The sequence below is a fragment of the Pseudomonas sp. JL3 genome (assembly GCF_031570575.1).
GTDB lineage: Bacteria > Pseudomonadota > Gammaproteobacteria > Pseudomonadales > Pseudomonadaceae > Aquipseudomonas > Aquipseudomonas cucumis.
Genome location: NZ_JAKWJK010000022.1, coordinates 32,987 through 52,237, shown reverse-complemented (window position 1 = coordinate 52,237; position 19,251 = coordinate 32,987). Strand labels below are relative to the sequence as shown.

Sequence of the window (19,251 nt, the reverse complement as noted above, 5' to 3'; positions counted from 1 at the left end):
TCCCCTATAGGGTGATCTCCTACAGCAACAACGAAGACGCAGTTTTATTGTTTTATAAGATGCTTGCTAATGGCCATCATTGTGATTAGGATGCGCGCCTTGAAAGAGCGCGAACTCAATTGGATGAGATTCATCGCAGCTCTTTGATACTGTCTCGCGCCATTTCAACTCCACTGGCCGCATGACTGTAATCCTAATTAAAGGTCACGGATGTCCTACTCAAGCAAACTTTCCGCCCATTACCTTGAACTCGCAAAAGCCTCTGTTTCAAAAGAGCATTTCGCGGGCGAGGATGTTCGCTTTTCGAGCGAATATGAGGCGTTGGAAAGCGAGCTGGGTAAAGCCTCGTCCATGCACGAAAGCGGTCAGATCGACTGGCTGAAAATCCGCGAAAACAGTGAAAACCTGCTGCGCACCCAATCCAAGGATTTGCGTGTTGCTGCGTGGCTGACCTGGGCGCTGTACCAGCGTGAATCCTTCCAGGGGCTGCTGGCCGGCCTCGGTTTGTTGCACCACCTTTGTGAAAATCACTGGGCCGAAATCCACCCGAACAAGGCCCGCACTCGCTCCGCTGCCATCAGTTGGTTGGTGCCGCGTCTTGAGCAGGTGTTGAACGAAAACGTCGCGATCAAAGAGCAGCTGCCGCTGTTCCGCCGTCTGGTCGAGCATCTGGAAGGTCTCGACGCCGCGTGCACCGAGCATCTGGGCGATGACGCGCCGTTGCTGCTGCCGATCTCCCGTCGCTTGAAAAACATGGTCCAGCGCGCCGCCGACAATCAGCCGGAGCCCGGTGTGGTGGGCGCCGCGGTGGCGCAGGTCAAGCAGGCCGCGACCCAGCTGTTCACTCCCGGCGCGCCGATCGATAACGAGAAAGAAGCCCATAAGGCCCTGCGCGCCCAGCAGGAAAACGCCCGTCCTTTGTGTGCCTGGTGGCTCAAACAGAAAGCCACCGACCTGCGCGCCCTGCGCCTCAATCGCACGCTGCTGTGGCTGCCCATCGATGCGGTGCCCGAGCGCAACGCAGAACAGATCACCGTTCTACGTGGCTTGCCGGCGGACAAACTCAAGGCCTATCAGGACCGCTACGACCAGGGGAAATACGCAGATCTGCTGGTAGAACTGGAGGCGAGCCTGGCGAAGGCGCCGTTCTGGTTCGATGGCCAGCGAATGGTCTGGGAATGCCTTCAAGGGCTGAACGCCGAGATGGCGATGCGCGAAGTGGAAATCCACTTCGCGCTTTTGGTTCAGCGCCTGCCTGGCATCATCGAGTTGCGTTTCCACGACGGCGCGCCGTTCGCCGATCCGGCCACCCGCGCCTGGATCAGCGCCCACGTCATGCCGCACCTGCAAAGCGCCAGCGCGCCGCGCAAGGTCGAAGTCGCCGATACCCAGCCTGCCTGGGAAGTGGCCCTGGAAGAAGTCATGCCGATTCTGCGCAAGGACGGCCTCAAGGCCGCCGTGCAGATTCTCAAGCAGGGCCTGCAAAGCGCCCATGGCGGGCGGGTTCGCTTCTTCTGGCAGTTCGCCCTAGCGCGGCTGTGCTTCATGGCCAAGAAATACGAACTGGCCAAGACCCAACTCGAAACCCTCGACCAAACATTACAGGACTCAGGCCTGCACGCCTGGGAGCCCGATCTTGCGCTGGAAGTGCTGCATTTGCTGCATAGCTGCTGCGAGTTGTTACCGCAGAACCATGCAGTGCGTGAACGCAAGGAAGAGATTTATCGCAGGCTGTGCCACCTCGATCTTGAAGTGGTACTCGAATAGGCCCCCGGGCCACAACCGCAAGGAGAAAAGCCATGGCCAAAGAAGGCTCGGTAGCCCCCAAGGAACGCATCAACGTCACCTTCAAACCCGCCACCGGCGGTGCTCAGGAAGAGATTGAACTGCCGCTGAAACTACTGGCAATCGGTGACTACACCCACCGCAAGGACGAACGCAAAGTCGAAGATCGCAAGCCGATCAGCATCGACAAAATGACGTTCGACGAAGTGCTGGCCAAGCAAGAGCTGAGCCTGACGCTGAGCGTGCCGAACCGTCTGCAGGAAGATGGCGAAGCCGACGAGTTGGCCGTGCAACTGCGCGTCAACTCGATGAAAGACTTCAACCCGGCCTCGCTGGTCGAGCAAGTGCCTGAGCTGAAAAAACTGATGGAACTGCGCGACGCGCTGGTGGCCCTCAAAGGCCCGCTGGGTAACGCGCCTGCGTTCCGCAAAGCCATCGAAGGCGTGCTCGCCGACGACGAATCCCGCGGTCGCGTACTGGGTGAGCTGGGCCTGAACGCCGCAGCCCCGGACGCCTGAGCCCCCATCAGCCAAGGAAGCCAACACAATGAGCACTAGCGCAGCACAGCAAAAGAGCAACGAGAGCGAATACAGCATTCTCGACAGCATCATCGCCGAAACCCGCCTGACCCCGGATGACGAAGCCTACGACATCGCCAAACGCGGTGTGTCGGCATTCATCGAAGAACTGCTCAAGCCGCAGAACAACGGTGAGCCGGTCAAGAAGGCCATGGTCGACCGCATGATCGCCGAGATCGATGCCAAGCTCAGCCGTCAGATGGACGAAATCCTTCACCACCCTGACTTCCAGTCCCTGGAATCGTCGTGGCGTGGCCTGCAGTTGCTGGTCGATCGCACCAACTTCCGCGAAAACATCAAGATCGAAATCCTCAACGTCTCCAAGGACGACCTGCTGGACGATTTTGAAGATTCGCCGGAAGTGATGCAGTCGGGCCTGTACAAGCACATCTACACCGCTGAATACGGTCAGTTCGGTGGTCAGCCAGTCGGCGCAATCATCGCCAACTACTTCATGTCCCCAAGCTCGCCAGACGTGAAACTGATGCAGTACGTGTCCAGCGTTGCCTGCATGTCGCACGCGCCGTTCATCGCGGCTGCCGGCCCGAAATTCTTCGGCCTGGAAAGCTTCACTGGTCTGCCGGACCTGAAAGATCTGAAGGATCACTTCGAAGGCCCGCAGTTCGCCAAATGGCAGAGCTTCCGCCAGTCGGAAGACTCCCGTTACGTTGGCCTGACCGTGCCGCGTTTCCTGCTGCGTAACCCGTACGACCCGGAAGAAAACCCGGTCAAATCGTTCGTGTACAAAGAAACCGTCGCCAACAGCCACGAGCACTACCTGTGGGGCAACACCGCCTACGCGTTCGGCACCAAACTGACCGACAGCTTCGCCAAATTCCGCTGGTGCCCGAACATCATCGGCCCGCAGAGCGGTGGCGCGGTTGAAGACCTGCCGTTGCACCACTTCGAAAGCATGGGCGAAATCGAAACCAAGATTCCTACCGAGGTATTGGTTAGCGACCGTCGTGAATACGAACTGGCCGAGGAAGGTTTCATCTCCCTGACCATGCGTAAAGGCTCCGACAACGCGGCGTTCTTCTCCGCAAGCTCGGTGCAGAAGCCGAAGTTCTTCGGCATCAGCGCAGAAGGCAAGGCGGCAGAGCTGAACTACAAGCTCGGCACCCAACTGCCGTACATGATGATCGTCAACCGCCTGGCTCACTACTTGAAAGTGCTGCAGCGCGAGCAACTCGGTTCGTGGAAAGAACGTACCGACCTCGAGCTGGAACTCAACAAGTGGATCCGCCAGTACGTGGCCGACCAGGAAAACCCGAGCGCCGAAGTTCGTGGCCGTCGTCCGCTGCGCGCTGCGCAAATCATCGTCAGCGATGTTGAAGGCGAGCCGGGCTGGTACCGCGTCAGCCTGAACGTGCGCCCGCACTTCAAGTACATGGGTGCCGATTTCACCTTGTCGCTGGTTGGCAAGCTGGACAAAGAGTAAGCGGAGCCTAACTCATGACTGGATACGGCAGCCTTTTCGAACGCCTGGGTGGCGACGCGGACAAACGCGTCGGCTGGAGCCGCGAGGTTTCCGCCATGGCGTCCGTGGCTGCCCATCTGGCCAAGATGCTCAGCACCCGTGCGGGCAGCGTGCAAACGCTGTCCGATTACGGGCTACCCGATCTCAATGACATGCGCCTGAGCCTGCACGACTCCCTGAGTCAGGCCCGTCTGGCCATCGAAAATTTCATCGAAGCCTACGAGCCACGCCTGAGCAATGTGCGTGTCATTTCCCTGCCGCGTGACAACGATCAGCTTCGCCTGTCCTTCAGCATTGAAGGCTTGCTGGAAGTTGATGGCTTCAAGCGTCAGGTCAGTTTCGCCGCGCGCCTGGATGGCAGCGGTCAAGTAAAGGTCAACTAAGGAGACTCCGATGTCCGGCAAACCCGCAGCACGCGTATCCGACCCCACCGCTTGCCCGCTCCCCGGCCACGGCACCAACCCGATCGCCGCCGGTTCGGGCGACGTGTTCTTCGACGGCCTCGCGGCCGCCCGCCAAGGCGATGCCTCGGCGTGTGGTGGTGCGATGGTTGGCGATTTAGCAACGACCGTTTTGATCAACGGTAAACCGGCGGCCACCGTCGACTCAGTCGGTACTCATGGCAACAAAGTCACGGCTGGGTCTTCGACGGTGATTATCGGGAACTCGCATTCGCCGGCGCCGTTTGTGGCGCCGTTGCCTGTGATTATTCCTGGGTTTGATGAGCAGTTTGTCTTGACTGATAAGAGCGGAACTCCTATGGCAAACCGTCGATATCTGTTGATCCGAGAAAATGGCCTACAAGAAGAAGGTGTTACCAGTGATACAGGTCTGACTCATCGAGTGGCGCGGCACAATAGTGCGGAAAAAGTCGATATCTACGTTGCATCAGAGGATTGATGCAATGACGACTGACGTATTGGAAACACCAACAGGCATATTTAAAAAGATTGCCTCGACCAGCAGCACTGCTACTGCGGACAGGGCACCGAAAAATATCGTGGTGGAAGAAGGTCTGACTGTTTATCTCGGCGGCGCTGGCATGACCGGTGGATATATTGATGATCAGGTTAAGTCTCTACGTATGGTCGGTATTAGTGGCGCAGTAGTAGGGCGAAATACTGAAGGCCAATACGTCGATGCGGTCGCTGGGGTCAACAAGCACCGTTATAGGCTTAAGACAATTAATGGTATGTCTGACGCCGGGCCATACAGTGTTGAAGCAGACTGGAGTTTGAATGCGCTAGGAGTGAGTCGTTCCGTTTCAGTCGGAGGGCAGTTTAATCTTATTGGTTATTCTTTCGGGTCGCTGGTGGCCGCACAGTCAGCTCTTTACTACGCTGATAAGGGGCAGGCAGTTGATTATTTAGTTTTGATTGGTTCTCCCATTTCTGAAGAAATGTTGAGAGAGGTTAAACAGCAATCGCTTATTAAGCATGTTGTTGTTCTCGATCTGAAGGAGCATGGCGACCCGATCCATGCGGGCATGTCATTATTCGACCTGGCTGAACACGCCCCCTTGCTCGGTTCGCAGATGACAGAGTCCAGTGAGCGTAAGGAAGGTGTGGGACATTTCTACTACGGTATTGATGGACCATCTGGTGAACAGCGTCGGCTTGACTTGGCCCAATTCCTTTATGCCGAGGGCTTGCGTTGATGAGTAGCGCAAAAAAAGTCAGAGCAATGATCATCATCGCAATTGCTTTGGTCGCACCGTTTGCAATGTTCGAAATTTATGCGGTTGTCCGGTTTGGATTTGCTGAGCCTTATAGCTATTTGCTTTCCGTTCCGTTGGGGGTTATCTCGTTCTTGCTGTTGCAGTTCGCTATTGGTTATGGGGTGGTTAAAGGGTGGGCAACCTGCAGAATGCCGGGTAACTACTATTTGATTGTACTTTGGGTCATCAGCTTGTTGGTGCTATTTGTACTTCCAAAGTTTTTTTCGAATGGGCCGATGTCGTGATTAGTTGTGAAGTAAGGCCAGCTCCGAAAATTGTGTTTGGGCTGCTATGTTCGAAAAGTGGGGCGGGTCCGAAAATTTCTAAAATGGTGAGTTGTTTTTATTTTTCTATGTCTGCGTTTTTTCTGTTGATGTCACTCACTGACCCCAAGACTAAATGGTCAGTGAGTGGTATTGATGTTTACAGCAGTTTATTTGTTTTTTGTGCTGCGCTTTATATTCCGATGATGGTATTTGTTTTTTATTATTTTGCAAAGGCAGTGGCAGTTATTTTTAGAGGGCAACGCTTACAAGATGGATTTCATCCCTTGGTCGCCGCCGCTGTAGGTGTTGTTGCTCTTTATAGTTTTAATAAGTGGGTGTTCAGTGAGTTGTTTTAGGCTTGGCTCGAAGCAACCCACTTGGAAAACTGAACGACATGCACGGGATAGGTGAAATGGAAGGCTACTTGGCGGTTGTTGCCGACAGCAATTTGTTTGGCGTTCTGGCATTGCTGTGTCTTGTGCTGATTCTGACCGGGCTTCGTCGTGGATTCCGAGAGTCGCTGCTCCATCGTGCACTGACGTTCGTAGTGTTAATGACCGTCGTCGTGATGGAGCTCACCGGTTCCTACTATGCGAATTTGAGTCCAGCATGAACATCTACGTCCGCTTTGCCATGTGCCTCGCTTTCCACGCTGCTGGATGCGTTGCTTACGCGTTCCTGAACGATGCAGTCGTCGTTGCCTATAAAGCGTTCAACGGCGGGTTCACAACGCGTGGCGTGGGAATCGGCATTGCTCATTACATGTTCATTTATATTTTTTTCGGGGTGAACGCACTGGTCGCAGTTTTCCCGAACCTATGGGCCAAACTCGGTTTGCTCGCGCTGATGGTTGCCTGGATTTTGTTCATGATGGTGCCCGACAACCCGTTGCGTGCGCTCTTCTACACCGTGGCCCAAGGTGGCGTCACGTTGTTGGCGATTCTAGTCACGCAGGTCATTGAGCTGCGTTGGGAAAAACGCGCGCTGATGCGGCAGGCGTTGCCTGCGAGTCCTGCGCAGGAGGTGGTCGCATGACCAGCTCGGGTCGCCTCAAAATGATTTGGCTACAGCGCTTCCTCATGGCGATGGGTGCGCTCGCCTGCGTGGCGCTCGGGGTGATTGTTTGCTACATGGATTTCTCTAAAGCACAGCCTCATGTGCTGAGCGAGTACCCGAATGCGAAGTGGCGCGGTGGTGCCGATGGTGGCCAGTTCGTAGAAATCAGCAAATCAGAACCACCCTATTATTTCGTGGAGATCCGCAATGATGATGGGTCATTGTGGGATCAGGGTTGGCTGAAGTTCGGAGATGAAAATAGCCAGCCGTTGACTGCCGACAGTGTGATGTTCTTCGCCGGCGAAGGAGTTATTTACCTTCAGCAAAGCCAGATTCTGAGCGCTGATAAAGCCATGGCCGGAGTTGTATATGAATAGCCGTCGGGTCATCGGTCTGGCCGTGCATGCGCTGGCCTGCGTGGTTTATATCGTCATGAATGGCTATGCCGTGCCCGCCTACAAACAACTGGTCGGTGGGCTGACCTCGCGCGGTGTCGCCATCGGCATGGCGATGTACCTGATTTTCTACTTTTTCGTTTCCCTGAATTTGATTCTGGTCTTCATCCAGCGCCAGGCCATCCAGTTTGGCCTGGTGATTTTCATGATGCTGGCGATTTTGTTTTACCTGCTGCCGCAGTATCCCATCCGGGGTTTGGCGTACTGCGCACTCACGGGTGGCTTGACGGTTGGCGCCATCCTGCTGAGCAACGCCATCGACAATGCCTACAGCCGCTGGCGCAGGCTTGCGCAAGTGCAGCCGCTGGCGACTCACGACCGCCAGGCAACACCGCGTCTGCTGCTGATCACGGCGCTGATCGGTGTGTGCATGTGTACCGTTTTGCTTGGGATGAAGATTTTCGGTGGTGTAACGGCAGAGGCCGTGACTCGACACTCGAACGATTCGGGTGAGTGCTATCTCGTCACATACGCGCCCGGCTATCACAAGCTTGAATTGATCGGACAAGTGTTCGGGTTGTTCAGTAGTGAGTACTTTTTTCGGGTGTACACCACGGAAGGCGCGCTGCTCGAATCGTCCGAATGGAATTTTCGGGTGACTGAAATTTTCGGTGTTCCCCCTGAGTTCAGCGGCTCGACAGTGCTCTATCCCGGCACGCATGGTTATGAATACTGGTGGGTGCCGGAATGCGCCTGATCGCCAGAAGAACTCGCATGCGCAAAACCCGAACATGGTGCGCGCAATGACGCCATGGATTCGCGTATGGAAATGGCTCAATCACCTGCTGAGCCTGATCGGTGCATTGTCCATCATCGTGGTCGCGACGTTCTGGATCGGCTCGAGTCGGGGCAACGCGAAGCCGGTATTGCCCGAGCATCCCGATGCGGTATGGCGCGGCGCGCAGGACGGTGGCTACTTCATCGAGATCAGCCAATCCACGCCGCCGGACTATTTCGTCCAGGTGCGCGCGGAGGGCGGCAGTTTGGTGACAGAAGGCTGGACTCGTTTCAGCATTCCCGACGGCAAGCCGCTCACGATGAATCGTGTAAGCGGGGCCGACAGCGAGTACCTCTTCATCGACTCGTACGTGCCGATCACTGCGAGCAAGGGAGGGCAGAGCCAGTGAAATTTCGCTCTTGCCAGACAACGGTGTTACCGGGTCGCCAAGCTGAGGATAGGGGCTTGCCAATGATCGACGCAGCGGACGAGATGCCCACGCTTAGCCGCGCGCAGCTTGGTTTCTTCATGGCTGCCTTGTGGTGGCCATTGCTGGCGGTGCTGGCGATTTTTTCCTATGGCCTGTGGATTGGCGAGTACTCCACGTTCGATTCATCCGAGACCCATTGGGTGTACCTGTTGTGGTGGGGCATCCCCGGGTTGTTGATGTTTTCGCTGTGGACTTCTCGATCCGCCAAGAGCCGAAACGAGCAACAAGCGTTGCGGATGGTCTGGTTGGCGCCGTTGAAGTTCATTCCGTTCTACGCCGTGCCATGGATGCTTTATGGCTTGTTCAGTCTGGTCGCCGGGCAGCTCAGTGACTCTTACATGGCCTACGGCTGGATCCTGATCGTGCCGTACCTCCTGATCGTCGGTTATTTCTGTGCCGGCGTGACGGTCGTGCTCTACAGGATATTTTTTTGATGAGATCCACTACCAGGAAGGTACCTCGTGTCCTTTAACCACTACTACCAAAGCGAACTCACCGCACTTCGCCAGTTAGGTCGTCGTTTCGCCGAGCGTAGCCCGGCGTTGGCGCCTTTTCTCGGTCAGGCCGGGCGGGATCCGGATGTGGAGCGGTTGCTGGAGGGCTTTGCCTTTCTGACCGGGCGCCTGCGCCAGAAGCTCGACGACGAGCTGCCGGAGCTCAGCCACTCGCTGATGCAGCTGCTGTGGCCGAACTACATGCGACCGCTGCCGGCGTTCAGCATTTTGCAGTTCGACCCGTTGAAACGTTCCGGGCCAGCGTTGAGGGTCGAGCGTGATACGCCGGTGGAGAGTGTGCCGGTCGATGAGGTGCGCTGCCGTTTCCGCACGTGCTACCCGACCGAGGTGTTGCCGCTGGATCTGGCCGCGCTGAATTACTCGGTGAAGGGTGACGGTTCGCTGTTGAGCCTGCGGCTGGAGATGAGCGCGGATGGTCACCTCGGCGAGTTGGAGCTGAGCCGTCTGCGTCTGCACTTTGCCGGTGAGCGCTACATCAGCCAGATGCTGTACCTGAGCCTGTTGCGCAACCTCGAAGGCATCGAGCTGATCCCGCTGGATGGCGCCGGCAAGCCCATCAACGGCGTAAGCGGTCAGCCGATGGCGTTCAAGATGCCCGGCGACCGCGTGCAGCCGGTGGGTTTTGCCGAAGAAGAAGCGTTGATCCCGTATCCGCTGAACACCTTCCGTGGCTATCGCTACCTGCAGGAATATTTCGCCTTCCAGGACAAATTCCTGTTCGTTGATATCAACGGTCTGGACCTGCTCAAGGCGCTGCCGGAAGACACGCTCAAGCAGATGCGTGGCCTGGAGTTGCGCTTCGATATTCGCAAGAGCGGCATCATGCGTATGCGTCCGACCCTGGACAACGTGAAGCTCTACTGCACGCCGATCGTCAACCTGTTCGAGCACGATGCGCTGCCGATTCGCCTCGACGGCAAACAGGACGAGTACCTGCTGCTGCCGGCCGAATACGACCTGGAAAACTGCGGCGTGTTTTCGGTGGAAACCGTGACTGGCTGGAAGCCCGGCGGCCTCGGTTATCAGGAGTACGTGCCGTTCGAATCCTTCGAGCACGACCCGAGTTTCGACGTGCCCACCAGCCGTCCGCATTACAGCATCCGCCAGCGTTCGTCCTTGCTGCACGACGGCCTCGACACCTACTTGAGCTTCGGCATCCGCCATACCGAAGCCCACGAAACCTTGTCGATCGAGCTGATGTGCACCAACCAGAACCTGCCGCGCAAGCTCAAGCTCGGCGACATCTGCATGGCCTGTGAAGAGACGCCGGAGTTTCTGAGCTTCCGCAACATCACCCCGGCCACCTCGAGTTTCGCGCCGCCGCTGAACCGCGACTTCCTCTGGAAGCTGATCAGCAACATGTCGCTCAACTACCTGTCGCTGGCCGACGTCAATGCGTTGAAGGTGATTCTCGAAACCTACGACCTGCCGCGCTACTACGACCAGCACGCGGAAAAAGTCAGCAAGCGCCTGCTGGGCGGGCTCAAATCGATCAAGCACCAGCATGTCGACAGATTGCACCGAGGGTTGCCGGTTCGCGGGTTGCGCACCGAGCTGACTATCGACCCGGAAGGGTATATCGGCGAGGGCGACCTGTTCGTGTTCGCTTCGGTTCTTAACGAGTTTTTCGCGCTTTACGCCAGTCTCAATTCGTTCCACGAGCTGCGGGTAAAAAGCACACAGGGAGAGGTGTACCAATGGACACCACGTATGGGCCTGCAGCCCCTGCTTTAAGCGGGCTGACCCGGGTAATACGCGAGTACTCGCTGTTTCAGGCCGTGCTGCTGGTGATCGACCGGCTGCGCGATGCACACCCGCACCTGAGCGAAGACGACCTCTACGACCAGCTGGAATTCCAGGCCAACCCGAGCCTGGGTTTCCCTGGCAGCGACGTCGATCGCGTGGAGTTTTTCAAAGAGCACGGGCAGATGCGTGCGCGCCTGCGTTTCAACCTGATCGGCCTGGTCGGTTCCGGTTCGCCGCTACCGGCGTTCTATGGCGAACAGGCCCTGGGCGACAGCGAAGACGGTAATCCGACCCGCAACTTCCTCGACCTGTTCCACCATCGCCTGCAACGGCTGATGCTGCCGATCTGGAAAAAATACCGCTACCGCGCCAGCTTCCAGAGTGGTGCCCTCGACCCGTTTTCGTCGCAGCTGTTTGCATTGATCGGTCTGGGTGGCGAAGAGATCCGCAAGGCCCAGGAGCTGAACTGGAAACGCCTGCTGCCGTACCTCGGCCTGCTCAGCTTGCGGGCGCACTCGGCGGCGTTGATCGAAGCGGTACTGCGCTACTACTTCAAGCACGCCGAGCTGACCATCGAGCAATGTATCGAGCGCCGCGTCGAGATCCTCGACGAGCAGCGCAATCGCTTGGGTCGCGCCAACAGCCTGCTCGGCGAAGACCTGGTGCTGGGCGAACACGTGCGTGATCGCAGCGGCAAATTCCGCATTCACATCCGCGAGCTCGACTGGCAACGCTTTCACGAATTCCTGCCGATCGGTTTCGGCTATCAGCCGCTGTGCGCGCTGGTGCGGTTCACCCTGCGTGACCCGCTCGATTACGACATTCGCCTGGTGTTACGCCAGGAAGAAATCCGCGAACTGCGCATCGGTGAGCAGAACGCCTGTCGCCTGGGGTGGACCAGTTGGCTGGGCCGCGAAAAAGCGGATGGCGTGGTGACCTTGGGCAGCAAAATTCATTAAGGACAGATGACACATGATCAACGTAGACCTGCAACAACTTATCCAGGCGCTGGACGCCGAAACCCGTCGTGATCTGGAAAGTTCTGCCGAACGCTGCGTCGCCCGTGGCGGCAGCAAGATCCTCGTCGAAGACTTGCTGCTGGGCCTGCTGGAGCGCCCGCAAGGCTTGCTTGCCCGCGCGTTGCAAGACGCCGAAGTGGATGCCGGCGAACTGAGCGCCGCGCTGCAATCGCGGGTCGAGCACAGCGCCTCGCGCAACCCGGTGTTCGCCCCGGAACTGGTGCAGTGGCTGCAAGACGCCTTGCTGGTGGCCAATCTCGAGTTGGGCCAAAGCCAGGTCGAGCAAGCCGCGTTGATCCTCGCACTGCTGCGCAACCCGATGCGTTACGCCGGCAGTCGTTATCAGTCGTTGCTGGTCAAGCTGAACATCGAGCGCCTGAAAGAATTCGCTCTGTCGCAGAAAGAACAACCGGCCACCGGTAAACCCGCCGTGCCCGGCGAATCGCTGTTGGAGCGTTTCACCCACAACCTGACCCAACAGGCCCGCGACGGCAAACTCGACCCGGTGCTGTGCCGCGATGGCGCGATCCGGCAGATGGTCGACATCCTCGCCCGTCGGCGCAAGAACAACCCGATCGTGGTCGGTGAAGCCGGCGTCGGTAAAACCGCCATCGTCGAAGGCCTGGCCTCGCGCATCGCCGCCGGTGAAGTGCCGCAAGTCTTGAAAGGCGTCGAGCTACTGTCCCTGGACATGGGCCTGTTGCAGGCCGGCGCCAGCGTCAAAGGTGAATTCGAGCGTCGCCTCAAAGGCGTGATCGACGAAGTCAAAGCCTCGCCGAAACCAATCATTCTGTTTATCGACGAAGCCCATACCCTGATCGGCGCGGGCGGCAACGCTGGCGGTTCCGACGCGGCCAACCTGTTGAAACCGGCTCTGGCCCGTGGCGAGTTGCGTACCATCGCCGCCACCACGTGGGCGGAGTACAAAAAATACTTCGAGAAAGACCCGGCCCTGGCTCGTCGCTTCCAGCCGGTGCAACTGCACGAACCGACCGTCAGCGAAGCGGTGACCATCCTGCGTGGCCTGGCTCAGGTCTACGAGAAGAGCCACGGCATTTACCTGCGCGATGACGCGGTGGTTGCAGCAGCCGAATTGTCCGCCCGTTACCTGGCGGGTCGTCAGTTGCCGGACAAAGCCGTCGACGTGCTCGACACCGCCTGCGCTCGTGTGCGCATCAGCCTCGCCGCCGCCCCGGAAAGCCTGGAGCGCCTGCGTGGCGAACTGGCCGAGGGTGGTCGTCAGCGTCAGGCCCTGCGTCGTGACGCCGAGGCCGGTCTGCTGATCGATCACGAAGCGCTGGACGCTCTGGAAGATCGCCTGGCCGACGCCGAAGACGAAAGGGGCGCTCTGGAAACCCTGTGGACCGAGCAGAAAGAACTGGCCGAGCGCCTGTTGGAGCTGCGTCAGCAATTGGCCAAGGCCCGTGAAGCCGCTGCCGTCGAGCCAACCGTGACGGTTGAGGAAGACGCCGAAGGCACCGTGATCGAAACTCTTGAAGCGCCAGTGGACGAAGCGCAAAGCGTCGAAACCCTGGAAGCCGCGCTCAACGAAACGCACAAAACCCTGACTGAACTGCAACTCAAAGAACGTCTGGTGAGCTTCGAAGTCTGCCCGCGTCTGGTGGCCGAAGTGATCAGCGCCTGGACCGGTGTGCCATTGGCGCAACTGGCCCGCGAGCACAACGCCAAGGTCGCGAGCTTCGCCACCGACCTGCGCACCCGCATCCGTGGTCAGGAACAAGCCGTTCACGCACTGGACCGCTCGATGCGCGCCACCGCTGCCGGCCTGAACAAACCTGATGCACCGGTCGGCGTGTTCCTGCTGGTCGGCCCAAGCGGCGTCGGCAAGACCGAAACCGCCCTGGCCCTCGCCGATTTGCTCTACGGCGGTGATCGTTTCATCACCACCATCAACATGTCCGAGTTCCAGGAGAAGCACACCGTCTCGCGCCTGATCGGTGCGCCGCCGGGCTACGTCGGTTACGGCGAGGGCGGTATGCTCACCGAAGCCGTGCGCCAGAAGCCGTACTCGGTGGTGTTGCTCGATGAAGTCGAGAAAGCCGACCCGGACGTGCTCAACCTGTTCTACCAAATCTTCGATAAAGGCGTGGCCAACGACGGGGAAGGGCGCGAGATCGATTTCCGCAACACGCTGATCCTGATGACCTCGAACCTGGGCAGCGACCGCATCAGCGAACTTTGCGAAAACGGCGCGCGGCCGACTGCCGAAGTGCTTGAAGAAACCATTCGCCCGGTGCTCAGCAAGCACTTCAAGCCGGCACTGCTGGCGCGCATGCGTGTGGTGCCTTACTACCCGGTCGGTGGCCCGGTGCTGCGCGAGCTGATCGAAATCAAACTCGGCCGTTTGGGCGAGCGCCTGAACCGTCGTCAGCTCGATTTCACTTACTCCCAGGATCTCGTCGATCACTTGGCCGAACGCTGCACCCAAAGCGACAGCGGCGCCCGCCTGATCGACCATTTGCTCGACCTGCATGTGCTGCCGTTGGTGGCTGACCGTTTGCTCGACGCAATGGCCACCGGTGAAAGCCTCAAGCGTGTGCATGCGACGCTCGACGGTGACGCCAGCGTGATGTGCGAGTTCGCCTGAGGTGGGTGTGATGTTCACTCAAGTGCCGCAACCGCTGATCTATGCCGAAGCCTTGCTGGCGCAGTTCGCCAGCCTGTCGCGGGCGGCAGATGGCGCTGCGCTGCTGGGTGACTTCGTGCGTGGATTGGCCGAGCTCAGCGGTTGCGAGCTGACGCAGTTGTACCTGCTGGATGCGACCCACACTTGCCTGGGGATGAACGCCGAGTGCCTGAACGGCATCCTGCAACCCCGGGAAGCGGCGAGCCTGCCGGCGGATTACAACGGTGAACAACTGCTGCAATTCGCACTGTGCCAGAACCGCGTGGTATGCCTCAGCGAGTTGAGCGGCAGCCTGCACGAAACCAGTTTCCTGCCGCTCCAGGCCACACCCTGGCAGTCACTGTTGTGCGTGCCGTTGGTCAATCGGCAGAAGGCTGTCGAAGGTTTGCTGCTGTGCGCCAGTCGCCGGCACATCGACCTGCAAGGCTTTGCCGATTCTCTCGGTCAACTGGGCTCGTTCGTGCTCGGCCAATTGCACTTGCTGCAACGTTTGCGTCAGCCGACCGGCGATACACGACCGGCGCCGGTCAACGTCCCGAGCGCCAGCGGTTATGGCTTGATTGGCAAGAGCGCAGCCATGCGCCAGACCTATTCGCTGATCAGCAAAGTTTTGCACAGCCCGTACACCGTGCTGCTGCGCGGTGAGACCGGCACTGGCAAGGAAGTGGTTGCGCGGGCGATCCACGATTGCGGCCCGCGGCGTTCCCAGGCGTTCATCGTGCAGAACTGCGCGGCGTTCCCCGAGAACCTGCTGGAAAGCGAGCTGTTCGGCTACCGCAAAGGTGCCTTCACCGGCGCCGACCGCGACCGTGCCGGGCTGTTCGACGCGGCCAACGGCGGCACCTTGTTGCTCGATGAAATCGGCGATATGCCGTTGTCCCTGCAAGCCAAATTGCTGCGGGTGTTGCAGGAAGGCGAGATCCGCCCGTTGGGTTCCAACGACACCCACAAAATCGACGTGCGCATCATCGCCGCGACGCACCGAGATTTGGCGGTGCTGGTCAGCGAAGGCAAATTCCGCGAGGACTTGTACTACCGTCTCGCGCAATTCCCGATCGAACTGCCGGCCCTGCGTCAGCGCGAAGGCGACATCCTCGACCTGGCGCGGCATTTCGCCGACAAGGCTTGCGCGTTTCTGCAACGGGATGCGGTGCGTTGGTCCGACGCGGCGCTGGATCACCTGTCCGGTTATGCCTTCCCCGGCAACGTTCGCGAACTCAAAGGTTTGGTCGAACGCGCGGTGCTGTTGTGCGAAGGCGGCGAGTTGCTGGCCGAGCATTTCTCCCTGCGCATGGAAGCCATGCCGGAAGACAGCAGCCTGAACCTGCGCGAACGCCTGGAGCAGGTTGAGCGCAGTTTGCTGCTCGACTGCCTGCGCAAAAACGACGGCAACCAGACCCTCGCCGCCCGCGAACTCGGGTTGCCGCGCCGCACGCTGCTGTACCGCCTCGGGCGCCTGAATATCAATTTGGGTGATTTCGATGGTTAGGCAACAGACCGTCGATTTCACCGCGTCCGCTTATTTCAGCGCCGCCCAAACGGGCTGGCGCTTTGCGCTTTGTTTACCCCTGGAGACCCTCTGATGTCTGTTCGTCACTGGCAAGCCGTCCTGCTGACCCTCGTCGTTCTATGCGGCCTCGGCGGCTGTAGCGGCAATTACAAATACAACGACAACACCTATCGCCCATTGGGTGATCCGCAGGCGGTCAATCGCGGCAAGTGACCGCAAGGAGTATCACCATGGAACTGGTTTTCGAAATGCTGAACACCAAGCAGTTCGTGCCCACGGATTTGTGCCAGAAGACCTTCAAGCAGGCCGGTGGCGTAATCGGCCGGGGCGAGGATTGCGACTGGATCATTCCCGATCGCAAGCGTCACCTGTCCAACCACCACGCGTTGATCAGCTACCGCGAAGGCACGTTTTTCCTGACCGACACCAGCAGCAACGGTATCCAGGACAGCGACAGCGGCGCGCGCCTGCGCAAGGGCGAACCGATGCGTATCGAACACGGCAGCGTGTACGTGCTGGGCGACTTCGAGATCCGTGCGCGGCTGGTGCGCGACCCGGCGACGTTCGACGTTGAAGTCGGCCGTCCGCAGGCTGCGGGCAGCATCATTCCAGACGATGCCTTCCTCGACCTCGACCCGCTCAATGCCCTCGATCAGCAAGAGCGCGTGTATTCGGAAATCGACGAACTGATCTCCCCGAGCACGGTGATCGAGGACACCCGTCAGCGCGCCGACTACGCGCGCATCGACATGGAAAGCCTGATGGTGCCGGAGCTGATCGACGCCCCGACAGAACCTGCGCCAGCCCCGCCGCCAAAAGCGGTAGAGCGCCAGAGCGAAGGTTTCTGGGAGCACTTCGGTGCGGCGTTGGGCGTGGACCTCAAAGGCCTCGACCATGACGCTCGCGAAGCCCTGGCCCTGAACGCCGCGCGCCTGCTCAAGCAGAGCGTCGGCGGTTTGCAGCAGAGCCTGCGCACCCGCAGCGAACTGAAAAACGAACTGCGCCTGGCCCAGACCACCGTACAAGGCACTAACAAGAACCCGCTGAAATTCGCCGTCGATGCCGGCGAAGCGCTGGGCATTCTGTTGCAGGGCAACAAGCCGGGTCAGTTGCCGGCGGAGCAAGCGATTTCCCGTGCCTTCCGTGATTTGCAGGCGCATCAAGTTGCCTTGCTGACCGCCAGCCGCGCCGCCGTTCGCAGCACCCTGGAGCACTTCTCGCCGCAACAGCTGACCCTGCGTTTCGAGCGTGACAACAAGCCGTTGCTCGCCACCTCCGGCGGTCGCTGGAGAGCCTACGGGCGTTATCACCAGGCTCTGCGTCTGGACGATGACTGGAGCGAACGCCTGCTGGCCCGCGACTTTGCCCAAGCCTACGAAGAACAGATCCGCCTGATTTCCACCCTTCACACCGACCACCAAGGATGATGCGCATGTCTCGCTGTTCCACCGCTTTTTTCAAGACGCTGACGGCGCTCATTGCCCTGGTGCTGTTGGCCGGATGTTCGTCGTTGTCGCCTTATTCCAAAGTGACCAAAGTCAACCTGAAGCTCACCGGTAGCGATCAGCTGAACCCGGACCTCAACGGGCGTCCGTCGCCAATTGTCGTGCGTCTGTTCGAGCTCAAGCACCCGGTGACGTTCGAGAACGCTGATTTCTTCAGTCTCTACGAACGCGCCAAGGAATCCCTGGTCCCGGACCTGGTGGCCAGCGAAGAACTCGAATTGCGTCCGGGTGAAACCATCGAACTCAAGCTCAGCGTGGAGGAGGGCAGCCGTTACGTCGGCGTGCTCGCGGCTTACCGCGACCTACCGGAAACCAAATGGCGCTACACGGTGCAAATCACTCCGCTGGAAGTCTCCGTGGCTGACCTGACCCTCGATCAGGCCGGCATCCGCAACACCCACGAAACGCTCGCCAAGGCGGATGACTGATCATGAATGCCCATAAAGTCATTTGGCAGGAAGGCATGTTGCTGCGTCCGCAGCACTTCCAGCACAACGATCGTTACTACGACCACCAGATGAAGACCCGCACCCAGTTGCTGGGCAGCTACACCTGGGGCTTCCTCAACCTGGAAATCGACTTGCAGTTCCTCAACATGGGCAAACTGGTGATCAGCCAGGCCTCGGGGATTCTGCCGGACGGCAGCCTGTTCGAACTCGGCGGCAACACCGAGCCGTTGGCGCTGGACGTGCCGCCGAATACTGGCAACACGCCGATCTACCTGGCGCTGCCGCTGGTCACCGGTAACCACATCGAGTCTCGCCGCCCGGAGCAGTCCGACGTGCTGGCGCGCTACACCGCGTACGACGCGGAAGTGGCCGACTCCAATGCCGGCGACGACTCCGCCAGCCAGGTCAGCTGCGGTCGTCCGGACTTCAAACTGTTGCTCGGCGAGCAGCAGAGCGACCAGGCCTACGTGAAGCTGAAGATTTGCGAAGTGCTCGACACCACGCCCGACGGCGTGATCAGCCTCGACCCGGACTTCGTGCCGACCTACATTCAGGCGCATTCGTCCAGCTACCTGCTGTCGTGCCTCAAAGAAGTGATCAGCATGCTCGGCCACCGGGGCGACACCATCGCCGAGCGGATCCGTTCCAACGGCAAGGTCGGCGGCGCGGAAGTCGGCGACTTCATGATGCTGCAACTGATCAACCGCACCGAAATGCTGCTGCGCCATTACCTCGGCCTGGAACAGGTGCACCCGGAAGAGTTGTACCGCACGCTGCTGACCATGCTCGGTGATCTGGCGACGTTTTCCAGCGAGAGCAAACGCCCGCGTCTGGACAGCCGTTACCAGCACAGCGACCAGGGCGCGAGCTTCCGCAAACTGATGGAGGCGATTCGTCAGGTGCTGTCGATGGTGCTCGAGCAGCACGCCATCGAACTGGTGCTGCAAGCGCGTCAGTACGGGATCATCGTGTCGCCGTTGCACGACCACAAACTGCTGGGCTCGGCCTCGTTCGTACTCGCCGCCAGCGCCAACTGCGACTCCGAAGAACTGCGCCATCGCTTGCCGGCGCACCTCAAGGTCGGCCCGGTGGAGCGCATCCGCCAACTGGTCAACCTGCATCTGCCGGGCATCAAGGTCAAACCGTTGCCGGTGGCCCCGCGGCAGATCGCGTTCCACTCCAACAAAACCTATTTCATTCTCGAACTCAGTTCCGAAGACCTGGCACAACTCGAGCGCTCCGGCGGCTTCGCGTTCCACGTGTCCGGCGAATTTGCCGAGCTTGAACTGAAATTCTGGGCCATCAGGAACTGACC

General features: G+C 59.2%; 22 protein-coding genes. All 22 read left to right on the top strand.

Going from position 1 to position 19,251, the window contains the following annotated elements; translation table 11 throughout:
* The first annotated feature begins 210 nt into the window (after positions 1–210).
* The 22 genes from tssA to tssK all read left to right on the top strand — a co-directional run bounded on the left by tssA (position 211) and on the right by tssK (position 19,249).
* Entirely contained in the window at positions 211–1,767 is a 1,557-nt protein-coding gene (tssA, locus tag MMG91_RS25950; protein ID WP_310661121.1) for a type VI secretion system protein TssA, read from the top strand.
* A 32-nt stretch (positions 1,768–1,799) separates the two neighbouring features.
* Positions 1,800–2,303 carry a type VI secretion system contractile sheath small subunit gene (gene tssB / locus MMG91_RS25945; protein ID WP_019580435.1) on the top strand — a complete coding sequence of 168 codons (504 nt, stop codon included), beginning with the start codon at positions 1,800–1,802 and terminating at the stop codon, positions 2,301–2,303.
* 28 nt (positions 2,304–2,331) lie between these two features.
* Positions 2,332–3,804 (top strand): type VI secretion system contractile sheath large subunit, encoded by a 1,473-nt coding sequence (tssC, locus tag MMG91_RS25940; protein WP_305447481.1) that lies wholly within the window; start codon positions 2,332–2,334, stop codon positions 3,802–3,804.
* 14 nt (positions 3,805–3,818) lie between these two features.
* Positions 3,819–4,226 carry a type VI secretion system baseplate subunit TssE gene (gene tssE / locus MMG91_RS25935; RefSeq protein ID WP_007894554.1) on the top strand — a complete coding sequence of 136 codons (408 nt, stop codon included), beginning with the start codon at positions 3,819–3,821 and terminating at the stop codon, positions 4,224–4,226.
* 10 nt (positions 4,227–4,236) lie between these two features.
* Entirely contained in the window at positions 4,237–4,743 is a 507-nt protein-coding gene (locus MMG91_RS25930) for a PAAR domain-containing protein (RefSeq protein ID WP_310661120.1), read from the top strand.
* A 4-nt stretch (positions 4,744–4,747) separates the two neighbouring features.
* Positions 4,748–5,500 (top strand): hypothetical protein, encoded by a 753-nt coding sequence (locus MMG91_RS25925; RefSeq protein ID WP_310661119.1) that lies wholly within the window; start codon positions 4,748–4,750, stop codon positions 5,498–5,500.
* Complete coding sequence (locus MMG91_RS25920) at positions 5,500–5,805, top strand: hypothetical protein (protein WP_310661118.1); 306 nt, start codon at positions 5,500–5,502, stop codon at positions 5,803–5,805. Before MMG91_RS25925 ends, MMG91_RS25920 begins: the two co-directional genes overlap by 1 nt.
* A gap of 161 nt (positions 5,806–5,966) precedes the next feature.
* Entirely contained in the window at positions 5,967–6,182 is a 216-nt protein-coding gene (locus MMG91_RS25915) for a hypothetical protein (RefSeq protein WP_310661117.1), read from the top strand.
* A 56-nt stretch (positions 6,183–6,238) separates the two neighbouring features.
* Complete coding sequence (locus MMG91_RS25910; RefSeq protein WP_305424490.1) at positions 6,239–6,439, top strand: hypothetical protein; 201 nt, start codon at positions 6,239–6,241, stop codon at positions 6,437–6,439.
* Complete coding sequence (locus tag MMG91_RS25905; protein WP_305424491.1) at positions 6,436–6,861, top strand: hypothetical protein; 426 nt, start codon at positions 6,436–6,438, stop codon at positions 6,859–6,861. The genes MMG91_RS25910 and MMG91_RS25905 overlap by 4 nt, the downstream gene beginning before the upstream one ends.
* Positions 6,858–7,259 carry a hypothetical protein gene (locus tag MMG91_RS25900; RefSeq protein ID WP_305424492.1) on the top strand — a complete coding sequence of 134 codons (402 nt, stop codon included), beginning with the start codon at positions 6,858–6,860 and terminating at the stop codon, positions 7,257–7,259. The genes MMG91_RS25905 and MMG91_RS25900 overlap by 4 nt, the downstream gene beginning before the upstream one ends.
* Positions 7,252–8,034 carry a hypothetical protein gene (locus MMG91_RS25895; RefSeq protein ID WP_310661116.1) on the top strand — a complete coding sequence of 261 codons (783 nt, stop codon included), beginning with the start codon at positions 7,252–7,254 and terminating at the stop codon, positions 8,032–8,034. The genes MMG91_RS25900 and MMG91_RS25895 overlap by 8 nt, the downstream gene beginning before the upstream one ends.
* 46 nt (positions 8,035–8,080) lie before the next feature.
* A complete protein-coding gene (locus MMG91_RS25890) occupies positions 8,081–8,464 on the top strand; it encodes a hypothetical protein (protein WP_305424495.1) in 384 nt (127 codons plus the stop codon).
* Between the two features lie 62 nt (positions 8,465–8,526).
* On the top strand, positions 8,527–8,979 hold the full coding sequence (locus MMG91_RS25885) for a hypothetical protein (protein WP_305424496.1): 453 nt from the start codon (positions 8,527–8,529) through the stop codon (positions 8,977–8,979).
* A gap of 27 nt (positions 8,980–9,006) precedes the next feature.
* A complete protein-coding gene (tssF, locus tag MMG91_RS25880; RefSeq protein WP_310661115.1) occupies positions 9,007–10,794 on the top strand; it encodes a type VI secretion system baseplate subunit TssF in 1,788 nt (595 codons plus the stop codon).
* Positions 10,758–11,765, top strand: coding sequence for a type VI secretion system baseplate subunit TssG (tssG, locus tag MMG91_RS25875; protein WP_305503860.1), 1,008 nt, complete (start codon positions 10,758–10,760; stop codon positions 11,763–11,765). Before tssF ends, tssG begins: the two co-directional genes overlap by 37 nt.
* Positions 11,766–11,778: 13 nt before the next feature.
* Positions 11,779–14,433 carry a type VI secretion system ATPase TssH gene (tssH, locus tag MMG91_RS25870; RefSeq protein ID WP_310661114.1) on the top strand — a complete coding sequence of 885 codons (2,655 nt, stop codon included), beginning with the start codon at positions 11,779–11,781 and terminating at the stop codon, positions 14,431–14,433.
* A 10-nt stretch (positions 14,434–14,443) separates the two neighbouring features.
* Positions 14,444–15,961 carry a sigma 54-interacting transcriptional regulator gene (locus tag MMG91_RS25865; protein WP_310661113.1) on the top strand — a complete coding sequence of 506 codons (1,518 nt, stop codon included), beginning with the start codon at positions 14,444–14,446 and terminating at the stop codon, positions 15,959–15,961.
* A gap of 93 nt (positions 15,962–16,054) precedes the next feature.
* Entirely contained in the window at positions 16,055–16,195 is a 141-nt protein-coding gene (locus tag MMG91_RS25860) for a hypothetical protein (protein WP_008150087.1), read from the top strand.
* Between the two features lie 17 nt (positions 16,196–16,212).
* Positions 16,213–17,409, top strand: coding sequence for a type VI secretion system-associated FHA domain protein TagH (gene tagH, locus MMG91_RS25855; RefSeq protein WP_310661112.1), 1,197 nt, complete (start codon positions 16,213–16,215; stop codon positions 17,407–17,409).
* Positions 17,410–17,414: 5 nt separating this feature from the next.
* On the top strand, positions 17,415–17,915 hold the full coding sequence (gene tssJ / locus MMG91_RS25850) for a type VI secretion system lipoprotein TssJ (protein ID WP_305447461.1): 501 nt from the start codon (positions 17,415–17,417) through the stop codon (positions 17,913–17,915).
* A gap of 2 nt (positions 17,916–17,917) precedes the next feature.
* Positions 17,918–19,249, top strand: coding sequence for a type VI secretion system baseplate subunit TssK (gene tssK / locus MMG91_RS25845; protein ID WP_310661111.1), 1,332 nt, complete (start codon positions 17,918–17,920; stop codon positions 19,247–19,249).
* The last annotated feature ends 2 nt before the right edge of the window (positions 19,250–19,251 follow it).

Bases quoted from the DNA above. Each gene is read 5' to 3' on its own strand.
- tssA (WP_310661121.1), top strand. From the start codon at position 211: ATGTCCTACTCAAGCAAACTTTCCGCCCATTACCTTGAACTCGCAAAA.
- tssB (WP_019580435.1), top strand. From the start codon at position 1,800: ATGGCCAAAGAAGGCTCGGTAGCCCCCAAGGAACGCATCAACGTCACC.
- tssC (WP_305447481.1), top strand. From the start codon at position 2,332: ATGAGCACTAGCGCAGCACAGCAAAAGAGCAACGAGAGCGAATACAGC.
- tssE (WP_007894554.1), top strand. From the start codon at position 3,819: ATGACTGGATACGGCAGCCTTTTCGAACGCCTGGGTGGCGACGCGGAC.
- MMG91_RS25930 (WP_310661120.1), top strand. From the start codon at position 4,237: ATGTCCGGCAAACCCGCAGCACGCGTATCCGACCCCACCGCTTGCCCG.
- MMG91_RS25925 (WP_310661119.1), top strand. From the start codon at position 4,748: ATGACGACTGACGTATTGGAAACACCAACAGGCATATTTAAAAAGATT.
- MMG91_RS25920 (WP_310661118.1), top strand. From the start codon at position 5,500: ATGAGTAGCGCAAAAAAAGTCAGAGCAATGATCATCATCGCAATTGCT.
- MMG91_RS25910 (WP_305424490.1), top strand. From the start codon at position 6,239: ATGGAAGGCTACTTGGCGGTTGTTGCCGACAGCAATTTGTTTGGCGTT.
- MMG91_RS25905 (WP_305424491.1), top strand. From the start codon at position 6,436: ATGAACATCTACGTCCGCTTTGCCATGTGCCTCGCTTTCCACGCTGCT.
- MMG91_RS25900 (WP_305424492.1), top strand. From the start codon at position 6,858: ATGACCAGCTCGGGTCGCCTCAAAATGATTTGGCTACAGCGCTTCCTC.
- MMG91_RS25895 (WP_310661116.1), top strand. From the start codon at position 7,252: ATGAATAGCCGTCGGGTCATCGGTCTGGCCGTGCATGCGCTGGCCTGC.
- MMG91_RS25890 (WP_305424495.1), top strand. From the start codon at position 8,081: ATGACGCCATGGATTCGCGTATGGAAATGGCTCAATCACCTGCTGAGC.
- MMG91_RS25885 (WP_305424496.1), top strand. From the start codon at position 8,527: ATGATCGACGCAGCGGACGAGATGCCCACGCTTAGCCGCGCGCAGCTT.
- tssG (WP_305503860.1), top strand. From the start codon at position 10,758: ATGGACACCACGTATGGGCCTGCAGCCCCTGCTTTAAGCGGGCTGACC.
- tssH (WP_310661114.1), top strand. From the start codon at position 11,779: ATGATCAACGTAGACCTGCAACAACTTATCCAGGCGCTGGACGCCGAA.
- MMG91_RS25865 (WP_310661113.1), top strand. From the start codon at position 14,444: ATGTTCACTCAAGTGCCGCAACCGCTGATCTATGCCGAAGCCTTGCTG.
- MMG91_RS25860 (WP_008150087.1), top strand. From the start codon at position 16,055: ATGTCTGTTCGTCACTGGCAAGCCGTCCTGCTGACCCTCGTCGTTCTA.
- tagH (WP_310661112.1), top strand. From the start codon at position 16,213: ATGGAACTGGTTTTCGAAATGCTGAACACCAAGCAGTTCGTGCCCACG.
- tssJ (WP_305447461.1), top strand. From the start codon at position 17,415: ATGTCTCGCTGTTCCACCGCTTTTTTCAAGACGCTGACGGCGCTCATT.
- tssK (WP_310661111.1), top strand. From the start codon at position 17,918: ATGAATGCCCATAAAGTCATTTGGCAGGAAGGCATGTTGCTGCGTCCG.